The 23,991-nt window shown below is 32.4% G+C and carries 24 protein-coding genes; 14 read left to right on the forward strand and 10 right to left on the reverse strand.

Annotated features, from left to right (window positions below):
* The first annotated feature begins 38 nt into the window (after positions 1-38).
* The gene (locus AC2A1C_RS11885; protein WP_484025936.1) at positions 39-1,838 is read left to right on the forward strand and encodes a T9SS type A sorting domain-containing protein; all 1,800 of its coding nucleotides are present in this window, start codon (positions 39-41) and stop codon (positions 1,836-1,838) included.
* A gap of 125 nt (positions 1,839-1,963) precedes the next feature.
* Here AC2A1C_RS11885 and AC2A1C_RS11890 read toward each other — a convergent pair whose 3' ends face one another.
* Positions 1,964-3,196, reverse strand: a complete 1,233-nt coding sequence (locus tag AC2A1C_RS11890; protein WP_484025937.1) for a zinc-dependent metalloprotease — start codon at positions 3,194-3,196, stop codon at positions 1,964-1,966.
* Between the two features lie 192 nt (positions 3,197-3,388).
* Between AC2A1C_RS11890 and ppk1 the strand changes: the two genes are divergently transcribed.
* Both ppk1 and AC2A1C_RS11900 read left to right on the forward strand, forming a co-directional pair.
* Positions 3,389-5,452 (forward strand): polyphosphate kinase 1, encoded by a 2,064-nt coding sequence (gene ppk1, locus AC2A1C_RS11895; RefSeq protein ID WP_484025938.1) that lies wholly within the window; start codon positions 3,389-3,391, stop codon positions 5,450-5,452.
* A 74-nt stretch (positions 5,453-5,526) separates the two neighbouring features.
* Positions 5,527-6,429 (forward strand): Ppx/GppA phosphatase family protein, encoded by a 903-nt coding sequence (locus tag AC2A1C_RS11900; protein WP_484025939.1) that lies wholly within the window; start codon positions 5,527-5,529, stop codon positions 6,427-6,429.
* Positions 6,430-6,484: 55 nt separating this feature from the next.
* Here the strand turns inward: AC2A1C_RS11900 and AC2A1C_RS11905 are convergent, their stop codons facing one another.
* Positions 6,485-7,045 carry a DNA-3-methyladenine glycosylase I gene (locus AC2A1C_RS11905; protein ID WP_484025940.1) on the reverse strand — a complete coding sequence of 187 codons (561 nt, stop codon included), beginning with the start codon at positions 7,043-7,045 and terminating at the stop codon, positions 6,485-6,487.
* Between the two features lie 79 nt (positions 7,046-7,124).
* Here AC2A1C_RS11905 and AC2A1C_RS11910 point away from each other — a divergent pair, with 79 nt between their 5' ends.
* Positions 7,125-7,433: a hypothetical protein gene (locus AC2A1C_RS11910; RefSeq protein ID WP_484025941.1), complete on the forward strand. Its 309-nt coding sequence runs from the start codon at positions 7,125-7,127 to the stop codon at positions 7,431-7,433.
* Between the two features lie 68 nt (positions 7,434-7,501).
* Here the strand turns inward: AC2A1C_RS11910 and AC2A1C_RS11915 are convergent, their stop codons facing one another.
* Positions 7,502-8,548 carry a threonine aldolase family protein gene (locus AC2A1C_RS11915; RefSeq protein ID WP_484025942.1) on the reverse strand — a complete coding sequence of 349 codons (1,047 nt, stop codon included), beginning with the start codon at positions 8,546-8,548 and terminating at the stop codon, positions 7,502-7,504.
* Between the two features lie 114 nt (positions 8,549-8,662).
* On the opposite strand from AC2A1C_RS11915, the gene AC2A1C_RS11920 reads away from it, so the two are divergent.
* The 3 genes from AC2A1C_RS11920 (at position 8,663) to AC2A1C_RS11930 (ending at position 12,580) form a co-directional block, all read left to right on the forward strand.
* Positions 8,663-9,112, forward strand: a complete 450-nt coding sequence (locus tag AC2A1C_RS11920) for a T9SS type A sorting domain-containing protein (RefSeq protein WP_484025943.1) — start codon at positions 8,663-8,665, stop codon at positions 9,110-9,112.
* Positions 9,113-9,119: 7 nt separating this feature from the next.
* Positions 9,120-10,235, forward strand: coding sequence for a cadherin repeat domain-containing protein (locus tag AC2A1C_RS11925; protein ID WP_484025944.1), 1,116 nt, complete (start codon positions 9,120-9,122; stop codon positions 10,233-10,235).
* A gap of 125 nt (positions 10,236-10,360) precedes the next feature.
* Complete coding sequence (locus AC2A1C_RS11930) at positions 10,361-12,580, forward strand: NADP-dependent isocitrate dehydrogenase (protein ID WP_484025945.1); 2,220 nt, start codon at positions 10,361-10,363, stop codon at positions 12,578-12,580.
* 193 nt (positions 12,581-12,773) lie between these two features.
* Here the strand turns inward: AC2A1C_RS11930 and AC2A1C_RS11935 are convergent, their stop codons facing one another.
* From AC2A1C_RS11935 to AC2A1C_RS11945, 3 genes are all read right to left on the reverse strand, one after another.
* Positions 12,774-13,181 (reverse strand): hypothetical protein, encoded by a 408-nt coding sequence (locus AC2A1C_RS11935; RefSeq protein WP_484025946.1) that lies wholly within the window; start codon positions 13,179-13,181, stop codon positions 12,774-12,776.
* A gap of 103 nt (positions 13,182-13,284) precedes the next feature.
* Positions 13,285-13,878, reverse strand: a complete 594-nt coding sequence (locus tag AC2A1C_RS11940) for a hypothetical protein (protein WP_484025947.1) — start codon at positions 13,876-13,878, stop codon at positions 13,285-13,287.
* A gap of 18 nt (positions 13,879-13,896) precedes the next feature.
* Positions 13,897-14,391, reverse strand: a complete 495-nt coding sequence (locus tag AC2A1C_RS11945) for an RNA polymerase sigma factor (RefSeq protein WP_484025948.1) — start codon at positions 14,389-14,391, stop codon at positions 13,897-13,899.
* Between the two features lie 141 nt (positions 14,392-14,532).
* Here AC2A1C_RS11945 and AC2A1C_RS11950 point away from each other — a divergent pair, with 141 nt between their 5' ends.
* The 7 genes from AC2A1C_RS11950 to AC2A1C_RS11980 all read left to right on the forward strand — a co-directional run bounded on the left by AC2A1C_RS11950 (position 14,533) and on the right by AC2A1C_RS11980 (position 21,811).
* Positions 14,533-16,074, forward strand: coding sequence for a S41 family peptidase (locus AC2A1C_RS11950; protein ID WP_484025949.1), 1,542 nt, complete (start codon positions 14,533-14,535; stop codon positions 16,072-16,074).
* Between the two features lie 164 nt (positions 16,075-16,238).
* Entirely contained in the window at positions 16,239-17,123 is an 885-nt protein-coding gene (locus AC2A1C_RS11955; RefSeq protein ID WP_484025950.1) for a hypothetical protein, read from the forward strand.
* Positions 17,124-17,322: 199 nt separating this feature from the next.
* Positions 17,323-17,736 carry a hypothetical protein gene (locus AC2A1C_RS11960; protein WP_484025951.1) on the forward strand — a complete coding sequence of 138 codons (414 nt, stop codon included), beginning with the start codon at positions 17,323-17,325 and terminating at the stop codon, positions 17,734-17,736.
* A gap of 12 nt (positions 17,737-17,748) precedes the next feature.
* Positions 17,749-18,480, forward strand: a complete 732-nt coding sequence (locus AC2A1C_RS11965) for a CsgE family curli-type amyloid fiber assembly protein (RefSeq protein ID WP_484025952.1) — start codon at positions 17,749-17,751, stop codon at positions 18,478-18,480.
* Between the two features lie 11 nt (positions 18,481-18,491).
* Positions 18,492-18,905 carry a curli production assembly/transport component CsgF gene (locus tag AC2A1C_RS11970; protein WP_484025953.1) on the forward strand — a complete coding sequence of 138 codons (414 nt, stop codon included), beginning with the start codon at positions 18,492-18,494 and terminating at the stop codon, positions 18,903-18,905.
* 17 nt (positions 18,906-18,922) lie between these two features.
* Entirely contained in the window at positions 18,923-20,290 is a 1,368-nt protein-coding gene (locus AC2A1C_RS11975; protein ID WP_484025954.1) for a CsgG/HfaB family protein, read from the forward strand.
* A gap of 18 nt (positions 20,291-20,308) precedes the next feature.
* Entirely contained in the window at positions 20,309-21,811 is a 1,503-nt protein-coding gene (locus tag AC2A1C_RS11980) for a carboxypeptidase regulatory-like domain-containing protein (RefSeq protein ID WP_484025955.1), read from the forward strand.
* 39 nt (positions 21,812-21,850) lie between these two features.
* On the opposite strand, the gene AC2A1C_RS11985 is transcribed toward AC2A1C_RS11980, so the two are convergent.
* The 4 genes from AC2A1C_RS11985 to AC2A1C_RS12000 form a co-directional block, all read right to left on the reverse strand.
* A complete protein-coding gene (locus tag AC2A1C_RS11985) occupies positions 21,851-22,495 on the reverse strand; it encodes a response regulator transcription factor (RefSeq protein WP_484025956.1) in 645 nt (214 codons plus the stop codon).
* A 189-nt stretch (positions 22,496-22,684) separates the two neighbouring features.
* Positions 22,685-23,296: a hypothetical protein gene (locus AC2A1C_RS11990; RefSeq protein WP_484025957.1), complete on the reverse strand. Its 612-nt coding sequence runs from the start codon at positions 23,294-23,296 to the stop codon at positions 22,685-22,687.
* Between the two features lie 53 nt (positions 23,297-23,349).
* Entirely contained in the window at positions 23,350-23,649 is a 300-nt protein-coding gene (locus tag AC2A1C_RS11995) for a type II toxin-antitoxin system RelE/ParE family toxin (protein WP_484025958.1), read from the reverse strand.
* The gene (locus AC2A1C_RS12000) at positions 23,630-23,977 is read right to left on the reverse strand and encodes a hypothetical protein (RefSeq protein ID WP_484025959.1); all 348 of its coding nucleotides are present in this window, start codon (positions 23,975-23,977) and stop codon (positions 23,630-23,632) included. Before AC2A1C_RS12000 ends, AC2A1C_RS11995 begins: the two co-directional genes overlap by 20 nt.
* Positions 23,978-23,991: the final 14 nt, after the last annotated feature.

The raw sequence follows: 23,991 nt of genomic DNA on the forward strand, positions 1-23,991 counted from the left end.
TTAGTATTACTTTACTAATAATTATTTTAAAATAAACTATGAGAAAACTTTTATCATCTGTAGCATTTGCTTCGGCAATTTGTTATTTTGCGCAAAATTTGCCATCATATCAGCTTCCTGCTCCCGGAATTTCATCTTCCATCTACAATTACAGCGAAAATCCAAGGACGATCATTTATGGAAAAACTCCTCCAAACTTTAACGGAAAAACATTGCTTTTCATGCATGGATTTATTTCATCTTCCAGTGTTTTTCTTTTGGATAACGATATGTATCTGGAAACATACAAAGCCGGTTACAAAACAGCCTTTGTATCTGCAACGAAAGGTGAAGGCGATTGGGTAAATGGTGAAATTCTTTCACAAGCGATCAACCAGATAAAAAATTATTTAGGAACTTCTACAGTAACTATTGTTGCCCATAGCAATGGCGGAAAAGCATCTGAAGTAGCCATGTTCGAATATAATAAGACAAGTTCTGTAGATAAAGTTATTACACTTTCCACGCCTTTCCGAGGAACTCAAATTGCCGATGTAGCAAGCAATCCCGCAATTAGCTGGATTGTAAATCTTGTAGGTTTAGGAACTGGTGCAGCTTATTCTACTACCTATTATTGTGATGGTTATTTTAGACCATATTTTGACACTAAATCCAATAATCTTCCAAAAAAATTCTTTAATGTGGGAGGTTGGGGATATTCCAGACTTTTTGGAGCTTCTTCTTACCTTATGATTCCGGCAGGCGGAATTATTTATGCAGCAGGTGGAGGAAAAAATGATGGTGTTACCCCATTTTACAGTTCAACCAGACCTGGAGGAAAACAAGTTTTTTCTTCTTCTGATGACCGAACTTATCTCAATCATAGTGATATTACCAATTCTGATAATGTTTGGAACAGTATTGTAAAACCAATTCTTGGCGGAACTTATGGCAAAATGAATGAAAATTCTTTAAATAATGATTCCGAGAGAACATTCGAATATAAAGTTTCCAGTAATTATCAAATTCTAAATTCTAATGAATATACGTATGCTTTGATTTCTCCAAAATCCCATCAATATGAAATCCAACTTATTACGGAAAAGAAAAATGATAAAGTGAATATTGTAGATTCTGAAAATTCTAAAAATATTAAAGAAATCATTACAGATAAAGAAAATAAAGCGATTCAGAAATTTGATAACATTTCCAATTCTGTACAAAAGCTGAAAATGGAAACTTCTAATAATTATCTTGCATTTGTAAATGATGGAATGGATGAACCAATGGAATACAAAAATGTAGCAAACAATATATTACAAGTAAATTTCCCTAAAACTTCATCTGACAAATTAGGACAAATTCAGATTTCCGCAAAAGCATATCTTATTGGTGGTTTGAAAGGAGAATCTATCAATAAACAAGAATTTGCTATTCAGTTTAATAAAAATGGTCAAAATTTCATTGCTGATGTCAATTCTCTTCCGGAAGGAATTTATTCCCTAAAAATATCAGGAGAAATCAAAAACGAATACAAACGTGATTTGATTAACGGATTTGTAATTTCCGAAAAGCAAATACTGAAAAATAATGATGCAGATATTGAAAACAATGATTTCAAATTATCCGACAATCCTGTAAATGAATCTACTCGATTAATCACCAATCAAAATCTTAAAAACACGATCAATATTAAGATTTACAATAATTTTGGGCAGTCGATAAAAGAATTGAATATTGAAGCGGCAGGATTAAAATCCTTAAACATTGGACAATATCTCAATAATCTAAGTAAAGGTTTTTATGTATTGGAAATCAACAATGGAGCTAAAAAACAGCAAATCAAATTCTTAAAATAATTTTAGTAATCTGGAAATTCAATTTTGCAGATTATTGATTAAAAAATTCTATTTGAATTTATCATTCATAAAAATGCCCCTAAAAAGTATATTTTTAGGGGCATTTTAAAATAGCAGAGCTATTATTATTTTTTAACAAGTTTCAATGATTTCACAAAACCGTCTTTATTATAAGTTCTTATATAGTAAATACCTGCCGTCAAATCTTTAACATCCACTTTATCCGTTTCATTATTGATATTTGCTTTTTTTACTAATCTTCCTTCTGAACTAAATATTTCCAATTCAGTAACTTTCATCAATGGAGAAGCAATAGAGATGTATTGAGTTGTAGGATTTGGAAATACATTAACAGCATCATATTTTTCGACATCAGTTACACTTAGCGTTGCACAGCCATTAGAATTTAACAAACTTGCTCTTGGGCCAACCATGGTATTTTGTGCTATTGTTTTTTGATCATTGGTAAACATTGCCATTTTATTGTCATTTACATAATCCATATAATTCATAAACATAGCTCCGTTTGCTGTTGGAGTACACATATAGGTATTATCCGGAAATGATGGTGCTCCATAATAAGCAGCATAAGTATTGGGTGTGTCTGCACAAAAATCATCATTAGTTGCACTTCCACATGTGTCAGTATCTCCATTTATAGATCCCCAAATATGTTCTAATCCAAAATAATGACCTATTTCGTGGGTAGCAGTTCTACCTAAATTATAAGGTGAGACCACTGTTCCTGTTGTTCCAAAATATTTATATCCAATAGCAAGTCCATCAAAAGCTTGTCCGGCAGCATCAGGAAGATATGCCCATCCAAGATAACCGGCGCTTATATTTCCTACCCATATATTTAAATATTTTGTAGGATCCCAAGCAAGTAATCCGGAAGATTTATAATAATTATTATCAAAATTAAAACCCGAAGCTACAGATTTTCTTTCAATACCAGTAGTGGCAGATCCATCTGGTTTTTTAGTAGCTAAACAAAAAGCCAGTTCAAGATCGGCTGCGGAAGGTTTAAAAACTGCAGGAACAGCTGTATTAAAATCCGAATTCAATTTTCTGAAATCATTATTTAAGACCGTCAATTGAGACATAATTTGAGCATCAGAAATATTCATGGTTGCATTTGAATATAATACATGAACTACAACAGGAATAGTAACTACAGCTTTTTTTGTTTTCTTGTAATCATTATGTACCAAAAAATCTTTTAAAGCCGCTCTATTTGCTTTTGCCTCTGGATGAGTTGCAAAAAACTCCGCCATTTTCTCATTTGTTGCACAATTTCTTTGACTATAAACATTTAGAAATAATGCACTGGATAAAAGTAATAAAACTTTTTTCATGATGTATTTTTTTTATTTTTTATTAATGCAAATTTATATACTTTTTTATTAGGATACAATTTTATTGAAATTAATTCAAAAAATAACCTTTGATAAAATTAATATGATAAAATTATCCTGAAATAGATCAATATTATAACAAAACCATTATAATAAAGGATTTTTATCTATTTTTGAGCAAAAACTTCTTTAATGTCACAAGAATTTAATCCCAGAGATATTACTTGGCTCGCCTTCAATGAACGTGTAATGCAGGAAGCAATGGACGAGACAGTACCTTTGCCTCTGAGAATCCGTTTTTTAGGAATTTTCTCCAATAATCTTGACGAATTTTTTCGTGTTCGTGTAGCCGGTCTTAAACGTGCAATGGATTTTAAACAAAAGATACTTTCAGATTCTTTTTATCAGCCACCTTCCAAAATTCTTGCCCGTATTACCAATATCGTAATCAAGCAACAGGAAGATTTCAATAAAACCTGGAAAAAAATTCAGGAGGAAATGGCAGAACATAAAGTATTCATTAAAACAGCCAAAAACCTTACCTCTAAGCAAAAAGAATTTGTAAAAAATTTTTTTGATGAAGTCGTAGAATCCAATATCATCCCAATTCTTCTTCATGAAAATAAACCAATGCCCTACATGCGAGATAAGAGTCTCTATCTTGGGATTGCAATGCGTAAAAAAGAATGGCTGTACCAAAGTAATTTTGCGATTATAGAAGTCCCATCAAGATTTGTGGGAAGATTTGTAATGCTTCCTTCCGAAAAAGACGAAAAAAACGTAATGCTTTTGGAAGATGTAATTACCTTTATGCTTCCAGAAATTTTTGCCTTTTTTGGATATGACGAATTTGAAGCTCATGCATTCAAGGTAACAAAAGATGCAGAATTTGATCTGGATAATGACATCCGTACCAATCTGGCAGAAAAAATCGAAAAAGGAATCAAAAGCCGTAGAAAAGGAAAACCAACACGATTTGTTTTTGACAAAGATATGGACAAGGCTCTTCTGGAATTTCTCATTAAAAAATTAAGCCTCTCTAAAAAAGATAGTATTATTCCCGGTGGAAAGATTCATAATTTCAAACATTTTATGGATTTTCCTGATGTATTTAAAGAATATGCAAAACCGGAAGAAAGAACCTCTTTCAACCATCCGAAATTTCCAAATGACCACAGAATTACTGAAACAATTCTAAAAGAAGATATCCTTCTTACTTTTCCCTATCACGAGTATCGACCTGTTATTGATTTGTTGCGGGAAAGTGCGATGGATCCGGATGTAAAATCCATACAGATTACCGCTTATCGTTTAGCAAGCAATTCCAAAATAATTAATGCTCTTATCAATGCTGCCAGAAACGGAAAAGAAGTTACGGTAATGATGGAGCTTCGTGCAAGATTTGATGAAGAGGCAAACCTGAAATGGAAAGAACGTCTGGAAGAAGAAGGAGTAAAAGTTTTAGTAGGAATTCCAAATAAAAAAGTACATGCTAAACTTTGCGTCATCAAAAAACGCCAAAACAATAAAACTTTGCAATATGGTTTTGTAAGCACCGGAAATTTTAATGAAAAAACGGCTAAAGTATACGGAGATCATCTCCTGATGACAGCCGACAGAGGAATAATGGCCGATATCAACAAAATTTTTAAAGCACTGAATAAACCAAAAGAAGATCCTTTATCCGTTCTGAAAACGTGTAAAAGTTTAATGGTCTGTCCACAATTTATGCGGGAAAAAATCATGCATCATATTGATCGGGAAATAGAAGAAGCAAAAGCAGGAAGAAAAGCTGAAATGATGATTAAAGTAAATTCCTTCAGCGATCGCGAACTTATCACCAAAATCTATGAAGCAGCCAAAGCTGGCGTAACCATAAAACTGATTGTACGAGGAATCTACTGCGCTGTAAACCAAAAAGATTTCAAAAAAGAAATAGAAGCTATATCTATCGTGGATGAATATCTTGAACATGCAAGAGTAATATATTTCTTTAATAAAGGAAATGAGGATATATACATCTCTTCTGCCGACTGGATGACACGAAACATGGATTATAGAATAGAAACTGCTGTAAAAATTACCCAGAAAAACCTGAAAAAAGAACTAAAAGACATTATAAATATCCAATGGAAGGATAATGTAAAAGCCAGAATTCTTGATAAGCAACTGAAAAACAAATATGTAAAAAATAAAGAAAAGGAGTTCCGCTCACAGATCGAAATCTACCGCTATCTTAAACAAAAAAGCAAATAGTTTCCATTGATCTGAAAAAATGTTTTTAAATTTAATTTTTATATCCACCTTAATTTAAAAATCGTAACTAAAAAATGATAATTGCAGCAATAGATATAGGAAGTAATGCAGCCAGACTGCTGATAAATGAAGTAAAAGAATCCCCAAAACAAAAACCCGAATTTATAAAACTGAATCTCCTGAGAATTCCTTTACGTTTAGGAATGGATGTTTTCACAAAGGGAGAAATTGGTAAAGAAAGGGAAAAAATGGTAATAGATTCCATGAAAATTTTCAGCGATCTGATGAAAATTTATAAAGTAGAACATTATCGGGCTTGTGCTACAAGTGCAATGCGTGATGCAAAAAATGGCAGCGAGATTATAAAACAGGTGAAAAAAACTTCAGAAATAGATATTGAAATTATTTCTGGAGATGAAGAAGCTACTTTGGTATACGAAAATCACGTTGCAGAAGGACTTGACAAAAATTTTGGTTATTTATATATAGATGTTGGTGGTGGTTCTACAGAGCTTACTTTTTATGAAAACGGAAAAATGAAATATGAACACTCTTTCAATATTGGAACGATCCGTTTACTTAATAACCTCGTTACAGATGAACATTGGAAAGAAATGAAAGAGGAAATCAAAAGTAAAATCACCAGCAAAAAACCAATCGTAGCTATTGGTTCCGGAGGCAATATCAATAAACTTTTTTCGATGAGTAAAGTGAAAGACGGAAAACCTATATCCAACAATTATCTGAAAAAATTTTTAAAAGAAACAAGTAATCTTTCCGTAGAAGAAAGAATGGTTCGGTATAATCTTCGAGAGGATCGGGCAGATGTTTTGGTTCCGGCGCTCACTATTTTCACGAATGTTTTATCTTGGGGAAATATCGGAAAAATTTATGTTCCAAAAATTTCGGTTGCCGATGGGCTGATTCATCATATCTATGATAATCTGAAGAAAAAAAGAAAAACAAATATAAAGTAAAACTCCACCTAAAACGTCATATCAACCTTGCTATTTTTCAGAATTCTGTAGCGAATTAATTTCTTGCATGGCAATCCAAGATATGATCATTCACCATTCCGGTTGCCTGCATATGAGCGTAAACTACTGTAGAACCTAAAAATTTGAAGCCTTTTTTCTTTAAATCTTTAGCCAATGCATCCGATACTTCTGTTGTAGCAGGTACATCTTTCAAGGTTTTAAAATTGTTTTCAACTGGCTTTCCACCTACAAAATTCCAGATATATTTAGAAAAACTACCAAATTCTTTTTGTACCTCCATAAATTTTTGTGCATTGGTGATGGTAGCCAGAATTTTCAGTCGGTTGCGGATAATTCCGGAGTCTTGCATCAGCTCTTCTACTTTTTCATCAGAATATTTTGCAATTTTTTTGTAATTAAATTTATCAAAAGCCTTACGAAAATTTTCCCTTTTACTCAAAATAGTATACCAGCTAAGACCTGCCTGAAAACTCTCCAGAATTAAAAATTCAAAAATCGTTTCATCATCATACACAGGTTTTCCCCATTCTTCATCATGGTATTTACGGTAAAGATCGTCTTTTTCGCACCACCCGCATCTTATTTTTTCGCTCATAACAAATAAGTTTCACAATTGATGGTTCAAATTTACATAATTTTCATATTAGTATTTATTTAACACTCATACTTTTTAAATGGCTGAATTATTGAATATTACAAAATATATTAATTCATTAAATAAACAAATTATTATGGACAGTCAAAATTATAACAAAGCCAAGAATGCCGTAAACAAGTCTCAGTGGAAAGTAAATGAATATGCTGAAAAAGCCAAAGAATACATTAGAGAACAAAAAGCGAAAAATGAAGAACCAACACAAGAAGGATGGCTTGAAAAAGTAAAGGAAAATGTTTCCGATAAATGGGAGAATACACAAGATACTGCAAAAATAGCATGGAAAAAAACTAAAATTTGGGCAGATGAAACTTGGGACAAAAAGTAGAAATGACAAGGATAAAAAAGCAACCAACTAAAATTAATTTTAAACTTTCTTCGGAAGGGAAAAGAGAATCAATTTTTTGATTCTCTTTTTAGTTTTTCTATTTCAGAAACAAAAAAATCAATAACGCTATCTTCCGTTGCCCATGATGTAACCAAACGAATGGCAGAAAATTCTTTATCTATCTTTTTCCAAACATAAAACTCAAAGTTTTTTTGCAAAATCTCAATTTCAGAATTCTTCAAGATAGGAAAAATTTGATTTGAATACGTTTCCGATAAAAAATCAAAACCATTTTGCTTAAAAGAATTTTTAAGTTTTTGGGATTGTTCATTCGCTTTTCTGGCAAGATCAAAATAGAGATCATCTTCAAAAAGGGTCTGAAACTGAATCCCCAAAAATCTTCCTTTTGCCAGTAGTCCTCCTTTCTGTTTCATGTGAAAGCGTATATCTTCCAAAATTCCGGGATGATTTACAACTACAGCTTCCCCAAACATGGCACCATTTTTAGTTCCGCCGATATAAAAAAGATCAGTCAGTCTTGCAATATCTTCTAATTTCACATCCGAATTTTCTACCGCCAAAGCGTGTCCTAATCGCGCTCCATCCATAAAAAGATAAAGATCATTTTCTTTACAAAATTGTGAAAGATTTTCCAATTCTTTTTTTGTGTAGACTGTTCCCAATTCAGTTGAATTGGAAATGTAGACCAATTTTGGTTTTACCTGATGCGGAAAATTGGTATGACTCTCAAGAACCGGCATAATAATCTCTGGAGAAAGTTTTCCATCTTCAGATTTTATATTATGAATTTTATGGCCGGAATATTCTATTGCACCCGTTTCATTAGAATTGATATGACCGGAATCGGCAGAGATCACACTTTCATACGATTTTAAAATTCCTGAAATCACAACAAGGTTGGCAAATGTACCTCCTAAAACGAAAAAAACTTTTGATTGTGGAGATTTGCATTTCTCTAAAATCAGTTTTTCAGCATTTTTAGAAAACTGATCTTCTCCATATCCATCTTCCTGAGTAAAATTATGTTTTTGCAGATTTTCAAGAATCTTCGGATGACAACCTTCGGAATAATCGTTTCTAAATAAATATTTCATGAAATAAAAATATAAAAAATAATCTTTTATACACTCTTTTACTTGTTTTATCATAAAAATATACCTGTAGCATTTAAAAAATTATTTATTTTTGCCTCCTTTAAAAATCACACTATGAAAAAAATAGTTTTTCCTTTATTATTGGGACTTCCCGTTTTAGGATTTTCCCAAACTCTTATAGGAAATATCAATTCAGGAGCTGTTTCTAATGCTAATTTTGCTCATTCGGTGGGAGAAATTTATGTAATTCCTACTGATGCCGACAAAGCTAATTCCGGAACAATGGGAATGCTTTATCAGACTGTTTTACAGGTTTTAGGCATCAACGAAGCTGAAAAAGAATCCGTAAAAATCTATCCAAATCCAACTTCTGATTATGTCTTCCTGAAACTAAACTCCAAAACGAAATTAGAATCTGTAGAGATTTATGATCTTTCAGGAAAATTGGTTTCACAATTGAAAATTTCGGAAGAAAAACTGGATCTAAGATTCTTGCGATCAGGAATTTATCTATTAAAATTTAAAAACTCAGACATTCAACCTATAAAAATTATAAAAAAATAAAAACCAAATGAAAAAATTCTACTTAGCTTTAAGTTTATTTTTGGCCTCTTTAGTATATTCACAAGTTCCGCAAGGATTTAGTTATCAAACTATTGCATTCAATTCCGCAGGAGCACCAATTGCCAATGGAAACGTAAATTTACGAATCAGCATTTTGGATAATTCTGCAACCGGAACTGTTTTATATACGGAAACGCATACTAAAACCACCAATTCCAAAGGTTTAGTAAACCTGAATATCGGACAAGGAACACCTGTAACCGGAACTTTTTCCGGAATTAATTGGGGAACCAATTCAAAATTTGTAAAAGTGGAAATGGATCCTGCCGGTGGAAGTAATTACACGAATGTTGGTGTAAATCAGTTGATGAGTGTGCCTTATTCCCAAGTTAGTAAAACTGTTGTAACAGGAGCTGGACAAGGTATTACTTTGGTTTCTCCAAATGGAACAAAATATAATTTAAGTGTTAATGATTCAGGCACTTTGAGTTTGCCAACATCTTCAAATTCATCAAGTAATGACTTACCATCAAATTTGTATATGTATGGCTCATATAACAACTTTAGTGCATCTTCATCAGAATTAATGAGAGGAAATGGAAATCCAAAGATTGGTTATAAATATTTTCAGGCAAACACACAAGTAAAATTCTTAGCTTCACCCGATAATGGGGCGCAAACTTATGGATCTGATTCTAATGGAAATATTGTTGCAAATGGAAGCAGCTACAATGTAACTTCTAATGGATTTTATCAAATATATGTAGGTTATAATACTACAACAACTATTGGTATTATTTTTGAAAATTTTGCTCCTAAAATTCAGTTTACCTCAACAAACGGAATCCCTCCTACAAGCAATGTATCTTACAACACTACAACCGGAAAATTTACAATAAATGTGTATGGAGTTACAAATAGCAATGGTGGATCTTTTTATATTCAATTGGCTTCAAATGGCATAGAGCCTGAATATTTGGGTGATAATCTAAATGATGGAGCTTTCGACGTAGATGGTTCCGCAATTAGTTTTCCAAACCTAACATCAACTCCTAAAAACTTTAAAATTGAATTTAACATTAATTTCAATGCAACAGGTTCTTATACTATTACTCAAATATAATATTTGAATTACAAATTAAATATCAAAGAGGCAATCGCCTCTTTTTTTATTTCAATTATAAAAAAAACAATCATATTTATTACATTTGTCAGTCTTAAAAAATTGAATTAAAAACGTAAACTATAATGTCAGAAAAATCTAAAATTTACTACACACTTACGGATGAAGCTCCAATGTTGGCAACGCATTCGTTTTTACCTATCGTAAAAGCATTTACAAAATCTGCAGATATTGAGATTGCCGTTCCGGATATTTCATTGGCAGGAAGAATTTTGGCCAATTTTCCAGAATATTTAAAAGATGACCAAAAAACGCCGGATGCTTTGGCAGAATTAGGTGAATTAGCCACAAAACCTGAAGCCAATATTATTAAACTTCCCAATATTTCTGCTTCCGTTCCTCAGTTGGACGAAGCTATTGCGGAATTACAATCTAAAGGTTTTGCAGTGCCTAATTATCCTGCCGAACCTAAAAATGATGAAGAAAAAGCTGTAAAAGCAAAATATGCCAAAGTTTTGGGTAGTGCCGTAAATCCTGTATTAAGAGAAGGAAATTCTGACAGACGTGCTCCAAAAGCCGTTAAAAATTATGCAAAAGCCAATCCTCACAGAATGGGTGAATGGAAATCTGACAGCAAAACTGAGGTTGCTCACATGGAATCCGGAGATTTCTACGGAACGGAAACTTCAACCACTGTAGAAAATGAAGGAAAATTTAAAATTGTATTCTACGGAAATGATGGTTCTTCCAAAGTTTTAAAAGATGCTTCTCCTTTAAAAGCAGGTGAAGTGATTGATAGTTCTGTAATGAACCTTAATTCTTTAAAAACATTTGTTCAGGATACTATTGAGAAAGCAAAAAATAATGATGTTTTGCTTTCTGCGCACTTGAAAGCAACCATGATGAAAGTTTCTGATCCTATTATTTTTGGGGCAATTGTGGAAACTTATTTTAAAGACGTTTTTGAAAAATATAAAGACACTTTCAACGAATTAGACATTAACCCGAATTTTGGATTGGCTACTTTGTTTGAAAAAATAGCAGGAAATCCGAAAGAGGCTGAAATAAAAGCAGACATCGAAAAAGCCATCGAAAACGGACCAAGAATTGCGATGGTAAATTCGGATAACGGAATTACCAATTTCCATGTTTCTTCGGATGTGATTGTAGATGCTTCCATGGCTGCTTTGGTAAGAGGTGGCGGAAAAATGTGGAATAAAGACGGGAAAGAAGAAGATACGGTTTGTATCATTCCTGACAGAACGTATGCAGGATTTTATGAAGCCGTAATTGACGATATGAAGAAAAACGGAGCTTTAGACCCGAAAACAATGGGATCTGTTCCGAATGTTGGATTAATGGCTCAAAAAGCTGAAGAATACGGTTCTCACGATAAAACTTTTCAGGCAGATGCAGACGGAACTATAAAAGTAGAAGACGCTGATGGAAATGTTCTTTTAGAGCAAAAAGTTCAGAAAGATGATATTTTCAGAATGTGTCAAACCAAAGATGCACCGATTCAGGATTGGGTAAAATTGGCAGTAAACAGAGCAAAATTATCCAACACTCCAGCGATTTTTTGGTTGGATAAAGGAAGAGCTCATGATGCGCAAATCATCAAAAAAGTTGAAAAATATTTGCAAAATTATGACTTAAATGGTCTTGACATCAGAATTATGGATGTGAAAGATGCAATGGCAGAAACTTTGAAAAGAGCAAGAGAAGGAAAAGATACTATTTCTGTTTCAGGAAACGTATTGAGAGATTATCTTACAGACCTCTTTCCTATCTTGGAATTGGGAACTTCTGCAAAAATGCTTTCCATAGTTCCGTTGATGAATGGTGGTGGTTTATTTGAAACCGGAGCTGGAGGCTCTGCTCCAAAACATGTGGAACAATTTTTACAAGAAGGATATCTGAGATGGGATTCTTTGGGTGAATTTTTAGCATTACAGGCAAGTTTGGAACATTTGGCTCAAACCCAAAATAATACAAAATCTCAAGTTTTAGCGGATGCTTTGGATGAAGCCAACGCTAAATTTTTAGCAACAGATAAATCTCCTGCAAGAAAAGTAGGACAAATCGACAATAGAGGTTCTCATTTTTATTTGGCGATGTATTGGGCTGAAGCATTGGCAAACCAAACTGCAGATGCAGAAATTGCTGAAAAATTCAAGCCTGTTGCTGAAGCCATGCAACAAAATGAAGCAAAAATAAATGAAGAATTAATTGGAGCTCAAGGAAAACCTCAAAATATTGACGGATATTACAAAGCTGACGAAACTAAAACATACGCAGCAATGAGACCAAGCCAAACTCTGAATTCTATTATTGACGGAATCTAATTTTTGAATCAATATACATAGAAAGCTCCTTATGTAAGGAGCTTTTCTTGTTATAAAACAATTATATACTTGATAGGATTTCCATCCTATCCTTTGTTAAATCGCCACTTTGTGGCTCATTGAATGTAAAAAAAATGACTGGTTTTCTTTACCAATCATTTTTAAGCTATTCAAAAATGCTGAAAAATTAATTTTAGTAACTTTTCTTATGCATTTTGTCTTTTTTCATCATGTGTTTGTATTTCATATCATTATTTTTATTTCTGTTGTATACTGCCACCGGATTTTGACCTTTATAGTATTTATTTTTAAATTCCATATACTTATCATTACCTAAAATCCTTTCTATTTCAGCATATCGGTCAGTTTTCCATCTTCCCGGATTACCATGATACACTTTATACCATTCATTATAATCCGGATACATCGCATTAAGAGCGTTCAATTGATTGGTTTGTTCCGGGGTAAGCATTAAATCAGTAGAGACAGTCTGCCAATTAAGATCGGAGATGCTTTTTCTATAATCGTTATAGTATACAGATTGAGAATATCCCAATGCAAAAACAACTAAAAACAATGTTAAACTTAAGAACTTTTTCATAATAAGTATTTTTTAAATTAATGAAAAAGTAAAGCCAACTAATATGCCATAAACTGCTATTACTCTTGTAACATTCTTTGAAATAGTTACTTAAATCCCATTTCTAATTCTCAAATTCAGTAACAAGGTTTTCGATTTTTTTGATATGCTTTCCGTAAAAATAGTTGAACCATAAATTTCCCAAAAAATACAATGCAAATAATCCGAACAAAACAGAACACACTAAAAGCAAAGCCAAATAAGTATTGGTATAATGACGTACGTGCGACATGGATTCTATTAAAATTATCATTTCACAAACTATGAATGGCGCAAAACTTACATAAAAGGAAAGATAGTATTGCTTGTTAAGATTGAGTTCATGAAGCAAGTCTTTGAGCGAAGCATAAGTTTGCAAAATAGGATTGCTTATTTCTCTGTAAATTTTAAAAAACTTACTGAAAAAGAATAAGGTGACAAAAACCATTGAAGCAACCAATATTTCAATATAAAGTTTACATCTAAAAGGTATCTGAAAAAGCCATATCATGATCAGTATAAAAGCTAAAAGAATCATTGTAGACCAAAATTCCATTCTCATATTTTTTCTTATTTTTTCCAAAGGCAAATGAATTTCTTTTTGCCTTTCCAATGAGATTTCCGGAGTTTCGGAAATTTCCTCTTTATTCCAAAGTTGTTTTAAATTATCCAGTTCCATATGATTTTAATTTGGTGCTTAAATTTTATTTATCAATATTTTTAGCTTTTCTTTGGCTCTGTTCAGTTTCACTCTGGCATTCACCTCAGAAATTCCTAATTGTTCTGCCATTTCTTTTCCGGAAAAATCTTCCAGATAATAGAAAATCAGCGCTTTATCAATAGGATTCAGTTTTTGAATAGCTTCATACATCAATTTCAGATTTTGTTCGTCTTCATAATTGTATTCTTCATCTTTAATTTTGAAATTCTGAACTTCCCCATTTTGAATAACACTTCTCTTTTTTTCAGACTTTAGGAAGATAATAGCAGTGTTGAGTGCAATTCTGTAGAGCCATGTCGAAAATTCACTTTTCCCTTCAAATTTTTCATACGATTTCCAAACCTGATAGGTGATTTCCTGAAAAAGATCCTTCTGATCATCCGGATTATCCATATACATCCTGGAAATTTTGAAAACCACACCTTTGTGTTTTTCCATTCGTTCCAAAAATTCTTTTTCCAGTGATGCCATTCTTAATTTTCTACCGAGTAAGTATATGAATAAATAAAATGTTACAAAATTTCAGCAAAATAATTTAATTTTACTGTATTATAAAACCTGTTTATAATTATCCATAAAACTGGTTTAACTTAAACTATAAAATTTTAAATATTGAAACATATCATTTTTTTTTCTCTTTTAATTTTATTGAGTTCTTGTGTTTCCATAAAGGAATACAATGCAAGATTAGAAACTCCTATTGCTCCCGAAAAATTAAAAAAGGATATAGATTTTACCTACCAGAATCTACAGAAACTCCACCCAAAACTTTACTGGTACATTTCCAAAGATACGTTGGATTATAAATTTGACAGCCTGAAAACCACCATCACTACTCCACTGAAACCTGGTGAATTTTATTTGAAATTAGCACCTGTAATTTCAAGTATCCGAGAAGGTCATCTTCGTTTGGTTCCGCCAGAAAAACGTTTGACCAAAAAGGAAATCAAAAAACTGAAAGATCAAAAAGGTCTATTGGGAAGAATGAATTATGTGATTGAGCAGGACAGAATCTTTGTAAAAGACAATCCCGATAAATTTGAAGGGATAAAAACAGGCACAGAAATTCTTAAAATAAAAGATATCCCAGCAAAAAAATATATAGAAGAATATAAAAAATTTGTAAACAGTGATGGGTATAATACTACTTTCCAGAAATATTCTATGGCAAGAAGATGGCCTATATTTTTCACCATAGACCACGGAATTTTAGATAGCGTAAAAATCCAGACGAGCTATAATGGAGAAATCAAAGATTTCTATATTCACCGCGAAAAGAGAACAAAAAATGAAAAGAAAGAGGAAAAGAAAAAAATTGCTTTAATCAAAAAAGATAATAGTCGGAAAAATAAAGACTATAATCCCGTGATCCGATCTTATAATCGTGATTTACAGTTTTTTGGTAAAGACAGTAGCATTGCATACATGAAAATCAAGACATTTTCCGGAATCTATTCTTCCAAATTCTATAAAGGAAGTTTTGCAAAAATTCAAAAAAATAATAGCAAATATTTGATTCTGGATGTAAGGGATAATTTGGGAGGATCACTCTCGGAGATTAATAACCTGTATTCTTATCTTGCATTGGACAATTTCAAATTCATTACCGATATTGAAGTCACCAATAGAAGTTCCATGTATCATGCAGATTTTTTCAGTGAATTTCCCGGACTTATGAAACCTGTTTCTGTAGTTTCCTATCCTTTCTATCTTATTGGGACGGCACTTTCTACAAAGAAAAGAAATGACAAAATATATTTAAAAAACAATAATATTTTTACCATCCGAAAACCTAAAAAAACAGCCTTCAAAGGAAAAATCTATGTATTAATAAATGGGAGTAGCTTTTCTGCATCTTCCATCATTTCTTCAAAATTGAAAGGAGACAAGCGTGCTACCTTAGTAGGTGAAGAAACAGGCGGAACTAATGATGGAACTGTCGCAGGTAGATATTCCACAAAAAAACTTCCAAACTCCGGAATAGATCTTCCCATAGGTTTAATGGTGATTCAGCCTGATATTGAATTTACCCAAACAAAAAGAGGAGTGATTCCCGATGTGGAAATTATCCCAACACTTTCGCAGATACTGGAAAAGAAAGATGTTCAGATGGAATGGGTGATGAAGGATATTGCAAATAACGATCTTAATTAAGTATTTATCACCCGTTTTTTTTCTTTTAAATATTTTGGGTGAAGGTTAATTCACTATTGGAGTAACTGCAAACAATGATTTTTTCAAATTACTAATAATTGGTGATTTTTTGTGTTACATATCATTATACATTTGTACCACTAACCATTAAAAACTTTTTAATCATGAAAAAATTATTTACAAGTGTTGTTACACTTATGACTTTCGGATTTGCATTTTCTCAAGCAAATGTTGACATTTCTACACAAATGGGTAACCTTAACCAAGCGTATGTAAACCAAACCGGACTTGCTAACTTGAATGTACTAACACAAGATGGTGATTCCAACTATGCTACTGTAGACCAAAATGGAGTTTTCAATGCTAATTATGCATTAAGCCAAGGTGATTCCAACTCAATTGACGTTGATCAAGTAGGGATTGCAAACCTCAATAATACTGAACAGTATGGAAATATGAACACTGCAACTACCCTACAAATGGGCGTATTAAATGATGTAGACCAATCACAAACTGGCGATCTTAATAGTGCTTCAGCTACTCAATTTGGATTTGATAATGAAATAGACCAAATCCAAAACGGTGATTCCAATGATGAAACTGCTACACAATGGGGAGCAGGAAACTATTCTTACCAAATACAAGATGGAACATTTAATACAGGTAGTGTTGTGCAGATAGGATTAGACAATACTGTTTGGCAAGAACAATTTGGAAACTATAATGATGCAATGGCTTTACAAATTGGAACTGACAACTTTATTTGGCAAACACAAGACGGTGATGGAAATAGTGCATCTCAAACACAAGTAGGTTCTGACAACTATGCAGATTCTTGGCAAGTTGGTGATGATAACACAACTTTCGGATTACAATTTGGAAATGACAACTACCTATTCCAATATCAGTTTGGTGATTACAATACTGCTATTGATACACAATGGGGAAATTCAAATTACATTTATGTTGAACAAAGTGGAACCAGCCATTTCCATTTAGGAACTCAAGTTGGTAATGGAAACACTTTGGTTACTTATCAAAGTAATTAATTCCAAGTCATTAACTTATAACAACTAGGAGAAACCCCGCGTTTCTCCTAATTTGTTTGTAAAGACAAGAATACCGTGATTTCACTTATTCCTTACAAGAGTTTCACTCATTTGATACTGAAAAGCAGTGATTTTAAAATCTAACGGAATACCGTGATAAACAAATCACGAAATATGATTAACTTTAATAAAACTAACCATGACTACTTTAGCTAAAATATTTTTATCATTGATGCTAATGTGCATTTCATCACTTTCTGCACAGCAGATTTCATTTGAAAATATTAATAGCAATAATGCATTGAATCTTATTTCTCAAACAATTTCTATTCCCGATTCTGAGAAAAATTCCGATTCAAATATTCTTCAATATGGTAATAATAATTATGCAGAACTCTATCTGAATGGTAAAACTGATCTTTCAGCTATGCAAATTGGGGATTACAATTTTCTGAATTTTGATAACTCATTTGAAAAAAGACCATCAAAATCCACCATCATAGCCGAAGGAAATAATAACATTATTGATATTGTGGGAAGCAACAGCATTTCTGATAAAATTCAGATCAATGTAAAAGGTGATAACATGACCATATTTATGAGAAATTATTAAACCTTATGAAAAATGAAAACGCTCCGCTACATATTATTTCTTACATTGATGTTTTCAGGAGCCTTTTCTGCACAGGAAGAGACCAAAAAAATATCATCCAAAATTGAAAGTAGTTTTATAGAAGGTAATTTAAATCTTAAAGCTACAGCCTCCAACAATTCTTCGGCATATCAGGAAATCAGCTATCTTTTTGTTTCCATAAAAAAAGGAGGTTCCGGAAATCTTTCCAATAATAAACAATCAGGAAAAGCCACTCTTGCTCCTGATGAAACCAAAAAACTTTCGGAAATGACCATCAATATCCAGAAAAACGATGCCGTAAAAGTATTTCTTTACATAAAAGACGATCAGACCCAAAAACTACTATCCAAAGACAGCCTCGAAATAAATGCAAAAAAATTTGAAAATAAAATCAGTAATGTGAATGAAAATGAAATTTTCGAACTAAAAGGCTTAACCATAGATGAAACCAAAACAAAAATCGGAAAAGATTTTTACGATATTTTCTATATGGAATACTCTAAGCTGCCTGAAAAATCGGAAAATGCCATTACCATAAACGAACTCCCCACACTTATCGGAAGAAGCAGCCAGATTTCTATAATAATAGAAGACAAAACAATTTACAGTTTTGTTTCCAATCCCAATGAAGATTTTCTAAAAGAACAGGCCAATTTTACTATGAAAGTGCTTTCCGATTATTATGCGAAAAAAAATTTGATCAAAAACGAATTCAGATACTAAAAACGATAACCATGAAAACTTTTATAATTATTATCCTTCTTCTAATGAGCTGTATTGGCTTCAAAGCTCAGCAATTGGTTTATAAGCCAATAAATCCTGCATTTGGAGGAGATACATTCAATTATCAGTGGCTTTTAAGCTCAGCAAATGCTCAGAATCCTTTTGATGATGCAAAGAATAATTTTAGCAATTTATTAAAAGACATCAACTCTCTTGATAGTTTTACACAAAGTTTGAACAGGCAGCTTCTGAACCAGCTTTCCAATAAATTATTTTCGGATCAGTTTGGCAGCGGCTCAATTTCTCCCGGAAAATATATGTTCGGATCTTTATTTCTTGATATCACAGAATCTTCGCAAGGTTTGGTCATCAATATTTTGGATACACAAACTGGAGAACAGTCTCAAATAATTATTCCTCGATAATTCGTAAACTATAAGCCATGAGAACTCTAACCTATTCCAGAACAGGTACTACTCTGCTCCTGCTTTTCCTTCTCCAAAGCTGTACTACTTTATTTAATCTTCCTGCAAATGGGCAAAAATCAACTTTAGGAGAAGTTACCAATCTTACAACTGAATTAAAAGAAATTCCACCACCAAAAGAAAAAATAGTAGTGGGAGTTTACAAATTTCGGGATCAGACAGGACAATATAAACCTTCAGAAACGGGAAGCAACTGGAGTACGGCTGTTCCACAAGGAACCACCACCATCCTTATAAAAGCATTGGAAGACAGCAAATGGTTTATTCCTATCGAAAGGGAAAATATTGCAAACCTTCTGAATGAAAGACAAATAATCCGTTCCACTCGGCAAGAATATTCCAAAGATTCAGACAAAAATGCACAAATGCTACCTCCACTACTCTACGCCGGAATTTTGTTGGAAGGCGGCATTATTTCTTATGACACCAATGTAATGACTGGCGGAATTGGAGCCCGGTATTTCGGAATAGGTGGCTCTACACAATATCGGCAAGATCGCATCACCGTATATTTAAGAGCTGTCTCTACTTTGAATGGCGAAATTCTGAAAACCGTTTATACTTCCAAAAACATTCTTTCGACAAGTATAAACGGCAATTTATTTAAATATATTGATACCGAACGTTTAATGGAATCCGAAGTAGGATTTACGCAGAACGAACCTGTACAACTGGCGGTAACCGAAGCTATTGAAAAAGCCGTAAAATCTTTAATTATTGAAGGAATTCAGGATAAAATATGGGGAAATGCCATTGATGCAAACAATACCAGCTACAATAAGATCATTAATAATTATGAAGCTGAAAATAAGGAAAATAATACAAGACTTTTAGGAAATAAAGTAGAAAATTCTATCCGGAAAAACATTTCTGTCTTTGTAAATGCAGAAGCACAAAAAATAAATGGGGACTATAAAGATGCAGCTTATAATATTGGAAGTAAACTTGGTCTTAAATTTTCGATCACCAAAAATCTTAACATTGAGCCAAGTTTCAATAATGTAAAAATTGAAAATAAAGGAATCGTGGAAAGAAATTATTATGGCCCTGAACTAAATCTGGAATATATGTTTCTTCCTCAGTTTAAGCTCACTCCTTTTGTGTATGCAGGAGGTGGTGTACTTTTCTCAAAATACAAACCTTTTTATAAAGCCAATTTAGGTGGAGGTATGGATTATCTTTTTAGCAAAAGTGTTTCTGTAAAAGCCTATTATCAATATGATTTTGGATTTCGTGACAAGTTGGACGGACTGATCAGTGGTAAGCAAAACGATAATATTATGAGATTCGGTCTTGGGTTCAACTTTTATTTCGGAAAAAAATAACTAATACAACTAATAACCATGAAAAATCTATATAAAATTTTATTGATCAGTCTGCTTTCTTTAGCGTTTTTTTCGTGTAAAGAAGAGGTTGTAGATCAGGTTCAGACGGCAACCATCAAAGGAAAAGTAGTAAGAAGAGGAACGAATAGCCCGATTCCTAATGCAAAAATCACCACTGCACCTACTACCAATACTGTTTTCAGCGGTACAGACGGAAGTTTTGAAATTACCGATGTTCCTGTTGGAAATTATTCCGTAAAAGCAGAACTTTCGGGATATCTTAATAATTTTCAGGCAGCCAATCTTCAGAATTCCGGACAGATCGTAAGCATCGTTTTCGAAATGGAAGATGATGAGTCTCTAAACACCGCTCCAAGCATTCCGGAACTTATCAGTCCGATTGATAATGCAGTCGATCAGCCTTTATCAGTTCAGCTTTCGTGGAAAGCCACAGATCCTGATACTTTGGATGTTTTGAAATACAGATTAATTGTAAAAAATAATCTGAATACGAATGTTCTTGAAGTAAATGATCTTGAAGAAAAAACCTATACACTTACAAATTTGAATTATGGTGTGAGCTATTTTTGGCAAGTTTCTGTAAATGACGGAATTCATGATGAGGTTTTCAGCCCAATTTTTAAATTTACCACGAATGCAGTTCCTAACAATCGTTACCACTATGTAAGAAAAGAAAACGGAAATTTCTTTATCATTTCCAGTGATGAAGGAGGCAACCATTTCAATTTTACCAATACTTCATACAACAGTTGGAGGCCGAGAAAAAACAATAATGCGGGACTGATCGCCTTCTTGCGAACCGAAGGTGGTAATACTCATATTTTTACGGCTAAACCTGATGGTTCCAATGTTTTTAAAGTAACGGGAATTCCATTGGCTGGTTTCAATAATTTGGAATTGGATTATTCTTGGAGTACAAACGGAGAAAAATTCATCTATCCAAATTTTGATAAACTTTACAAAATCAATAAAGATGGAAGTGGACAAGAATTGCTCTATACAACCGGAGACGGAAGTCTGATCTCAGAATGTGACTGGAGCTACGACGGAAGCATGATTGCCCTTAAAACCAATGATTATAACGGATATAATACCAAAATTATCATTATTGATCTTTTAGGAAATACCCTGAAAACTATTCTGACAGGTGTAACAGGAGCATCAGGCGGTCTCAATTTTTCTGTGGATAATAAATACCTAGTCTATACACATGATGTTTCCGGATATCAGGACAGCAATTACCGACAATTGAATTCCCATATTTTTGTTTATAACCTTACGGATGATACTGTTCGCGATGTATCGACTGAAAGTGAAAAACCAAACGGAACCAATGATCTTGATCCAAGATTTTCACCAAATAATGCACAAATTATTTTCACTAATACTTCTAATGATGGAATTTCACAAAGAAACATTATGGTTATCAACCTGAATCTTTCAACAAATGCAAGCAGAGCTAATCTTTTTGAGAATGGCGAAATGCCGGACTATGAGTGATTCCAAAAACACAATATTTTAAAAACAATATGCTGGAAACTATTCCAGCATATTGTTTTCAGCAGCATATTTTACAATGCCAATGGAATTTTTTACGTTGAGTTTCATCAGGATTTTTTTTCGGTGTGTTTCCACTGTATTGATGCTGATAAAAAGTTTTTCCGAAATCATTTTACTGCTGTATCCTTCACAAATCAGTTTCATTACTTCCAGTTCTCTTTTTGTAAGAGATTCAGAATTTTGCTGAAGATGTTGGTCTTGATGACTGATGTATCCTATCATTCTTTCTTTGGCGCTACTGCATATATAGATATCTCCGGATTTCAAAGATTTCATCGCTTCCAAAAATTCATCAAAACTTGTATCTTTATCTAAATAGCAATAAATTCCTTTTTCAAAAAGTTTCCGAATATCATGCAGATCAAAATAATTTCCTACAACAACAACTTTTACTTTAGTATTAATATCTGATATTTCTAAAATGGTATCAATAATATCATGGACATTATGCTCATGTGAACCATGAATAACATAATCAGTAGGTTTTTTTTTATAATTTTCAATAAAACTATCATGAGAATTATATTGATATACTGAAGTAAAAATTTGATTATCCAACAGAATATTTGAGAGTCCTTGTATATAAAACACAGGATCATCATAGATGGTTAAACTATGTTTCATGGTGGTGGTAATTAGTTCTATGCAATTTAAGAAAAATATTCCACACAGCCTTTAAAAATACAATAAAAACAGTTAAAACACTATTAGTTATAAAAAATTAATGAAAATATATAACTTTTTTTAAATAATATAAAAAATAACATATTCTTTTCGGTTCTTTTATATTATTTTTTTAATTACTTGAATTTTTTATTTTTTTCCTTTCTTTTTGGTAGTAATCAATAGTACTCCGTTCTTTCCTTTTTCGCCGTAGATTGCTGTTGCAGAAGTTCCTTTCAAAACTTCCATTTTATCTATTGTATTTTGATCAATTTTTCTGAATTTTTCCTCGGTAATGATTTTTCCATTTAATACATATAACGGTTTTTCTACATTTCTGTAAGGTTGTACTCCACCAAGAATAATCTGATGTTGTTTTGTGGTATCTACTTTTAAACCATTAGAATTTGCAGCAACTTTTCCCTTAATTTGATTTTCCTTTTTAGAATCTTTTTTGGTGTCACATTGTTGTTGTGCATTTACAGAAACAATTCCACCTGTTGTGAGTACAAAACCTACCGCAAATTTTGCAAAAAGGGAATTGATATAAGAATACTGCAAATTTCTGTTGAGTTGGGTTTCATTAAAGTTGCCACAAATATTTTCTTCCGGAGCCTTAGCAAATGTGTCTATAATTTCCTCATCGGAAGAATGGGTAAAATCTCTAACGGTTTTAGAACAAACGGCGCAAAATCTTCCTTTTTCTTCGGCAGTCATCTTGTTCCAATCTTCGTGACAAGGTTTTGGGATGGTAATTTTCATAAGTTCTTTTTTATACCAGATGTGCTTTTTTTGGAGAAGGTTGGAAAAGAGTGTTATTTTTTTAAAGATTTGTAATTTTCATCGGGATCTTGAAAGTTTTGGAGAATACGATGTATATACAAAATATCTTCTATATAACTATAAATAATGGAATTGTGTTTGGTAAGAAGAAATTTATGAAAATGTGTATCCTCATATTTTTGAAAAATAGCTTTCTTTTCCAATAAAATCTTTATTGCATCCTGAAATTTTTCAAAGAAATCTACCAAAACTTCTATGTTCCATTTTTCTAAAAGATAAGCTTCGATATTTAAAAGATCATTTTGTGCTTTTTCAGATATTTCGTAACGCATTAAGTTTATAGTTTTCTATACGTTTTTTCATATTCTCCAACACAATTTCTCCAGGAATTCCTTTTCCGTTTTTAAAATCTTCTTCGGTTTGTCTTAAAGATTCTAAAATTTCTTCTTTGGTTTCATTTTTCCATTCTCTTATTTCGATTGTTTTAGAAATTACTAAAAGCTCTTCTGGTGTAAATCTTTTTTCTTTTAGTTTTTTGAAAAAAGTTGGTTTCTTAATTCCAGATTTCTCAATAATATAAGACATCTTGAAAGGAGAGTTTTTCAAAATCTCATCTATATTATTTTGGATTTCGATATATTTTTCTATTTCTGCTATCATTTTATTATATTTAT

Source organism: Chryseobacterium sp. HNCC26DJ241 (assembly GCF_057180505.1).

Excerpts from the sequence above, each read along its gene's own strand:
- AC2A1C_RS11990 (WP_484025957.1), bottom strand. The coding sequence starts at position 23,296 with ATGAAAATTACCATCCCAAAACCTTGTCACGAAGATTGGAACAAGATG.
- AC2A1C_RS11930 (WP_484025945.1), top strand. The coding sequence starts at position 10,361 with ATGTCAGAAAAATCTAAAATTTACTACACACTTACGGATGAAGCTCCA.
- AC2A1C_RS11925 (WP_484025944.1), top strand. The coding sequence starts at position 9,120 with ATGAAAAAATTCTACTTAGCTTTAAGTTTATTTTTGGCCTCTTTAGTA.
- AC2A1C_RS11905 (WP_484025940.1), bottom strand. The coding sequence starts at position 7,045 with ATGAGCGAAAAAATAAGATGCGGGTGGTGCGAAAAAGACGATCTTTAC.
- AC2A1C_RS12000 (WP_484025959.1), bottom strand. The coding sequence starts at position 23,977 with ATGATAGCAGAAATAGAAAAATATATCGAAATCCAAAATAATATAGAT.
- AC2A1C_RS11980 (WP_484025955.1), top strand. The coding sequence starts at position 20,309 with ATGAAAAATCTATATAAAATTTTATTGATCAGTCTGCTTTCTTTAGCG.
- AC2A1C_RS11945 (WP_484025948.1), bottom strand. The coding sequence starts at position 14,391 with ATGGCATCACTGGAAAAAGAATTTTTGGAACGAATGGAAAAACACAAA.
- AC2A1C_RS11995 (WP_484025958.1), bottom strand. The coding sequence starts at position 23,649 with ATGCGTTACGAAATATCTGAAAAAGCACAAAATGATCTTTTAAATATC.
- AC2A1C_RS11890 (WP_484025937.1), bottom strand. The coding sequence starts at position 3,196 with ATGAAAAAAGTTTTATTACTTTTATCCAGTGCATTATTTCTAAATGTT.
- AC2A1C_RS11920 (WP_484025943.1), top strand. The coding sequence starts at position 8,663 with ATGAAAAAAATAGTTTTTCCTTTATTATTGGGACTTCCCGTTTTAGGA.
- AC2A1C_RS11935 (WP_484025946.1), bottom strand. The coding sequence starts at position 13,181 with ATGAAAAAGTTCTTAAGTTTAACATTGTTTTTAGTTGTTTTTGCATTG.
- AC2A1C_RS11965 (WP_484025952.1), top strand. The coding sequence starts at position 17,749 with ATGAAAACGCTCCGCTACATATTATTTCTTACATTGATGTTTTCAGGA.
- AC2A1C_RS11975 (WP_484025954.1), top strand. The coding sequence starts at position 18,923 with ATGAGAACTCTAACCTATTCCAGAACAGGTACTACTCTGCTCCTGCTT.
- AC2A1C_RS11970 (WP_484025953.1), top strand. The coding sequence starts at position 18,492 with ATGAAAACTTTTATAATTATTATCCTTCTTCTAATGAGCTGTATTGGC.
- AC2A1C_RS11885 (WP_484025936.1), top strand. The coding sequence starts at position 39 with ATGAGAAAACTTTTATCATCTGTAGCATTTGCTTCGGCAATTTGTTAT.
- AC2A1C_RS11960 (WP_484025951.1), top strand. The coding sequence starts at position 17,323 with ATGACTACTTTAGCTAAAATATTTTTATCATTGATGCTAATGTGCATT.
- AC2A1C_RS11940 (WP_484025947.1), bottom strand. The coding sequence starts at position 13,878 with ATGGAACTGGATAATTTAAAACAACTTTGGAATAAAGAGGAAATTTCC.
- AC2A1C_RS11985 (WP_484025956.1), bottom strand. The coding sequence starts at position 22,495 with ATGAAACATAGTTTAACCATCTATGATGATCCTGTGTTTTATATACAA.
- AC2A1C_RS11910 (WP_484025941.1), top strand. The coding sequence starts at position 7,125 with ATGGCTGAATTATTGAATATTACAAAATATATTAATTCATTAAATAAA.
- AC2A1C_RS11900 (WP_484025939.1), top strand. The coding sequence starts at position 5,527 with ATGATAATTGCAGCAATAGATATAGGAAGTAATGCAGCCAGACTGCTG.
- ppk1 (WP_484025938.1), top strand. The coding sequence starts at position 3,389 with ATGTCACAAGAATTTAATCCCAGAGATATTACTTGGCTCGCCTTCAAT.
- AC2A1C_RS11915 (WP_484025942.1), bottom strand. The coding sequence starts at position 8,548 with ATGAAATATTTATTTAGAAACGATTATTCCGAAGGTTGTCATCCGAAG.
- AC2A1C_RS11955 (WP_484025950.1), top strand. The coding sequence starts at position 16,239 with ATGAAAAAATTATTTACAAGTGTTGTTACACTTATGACTTTCGGATTT.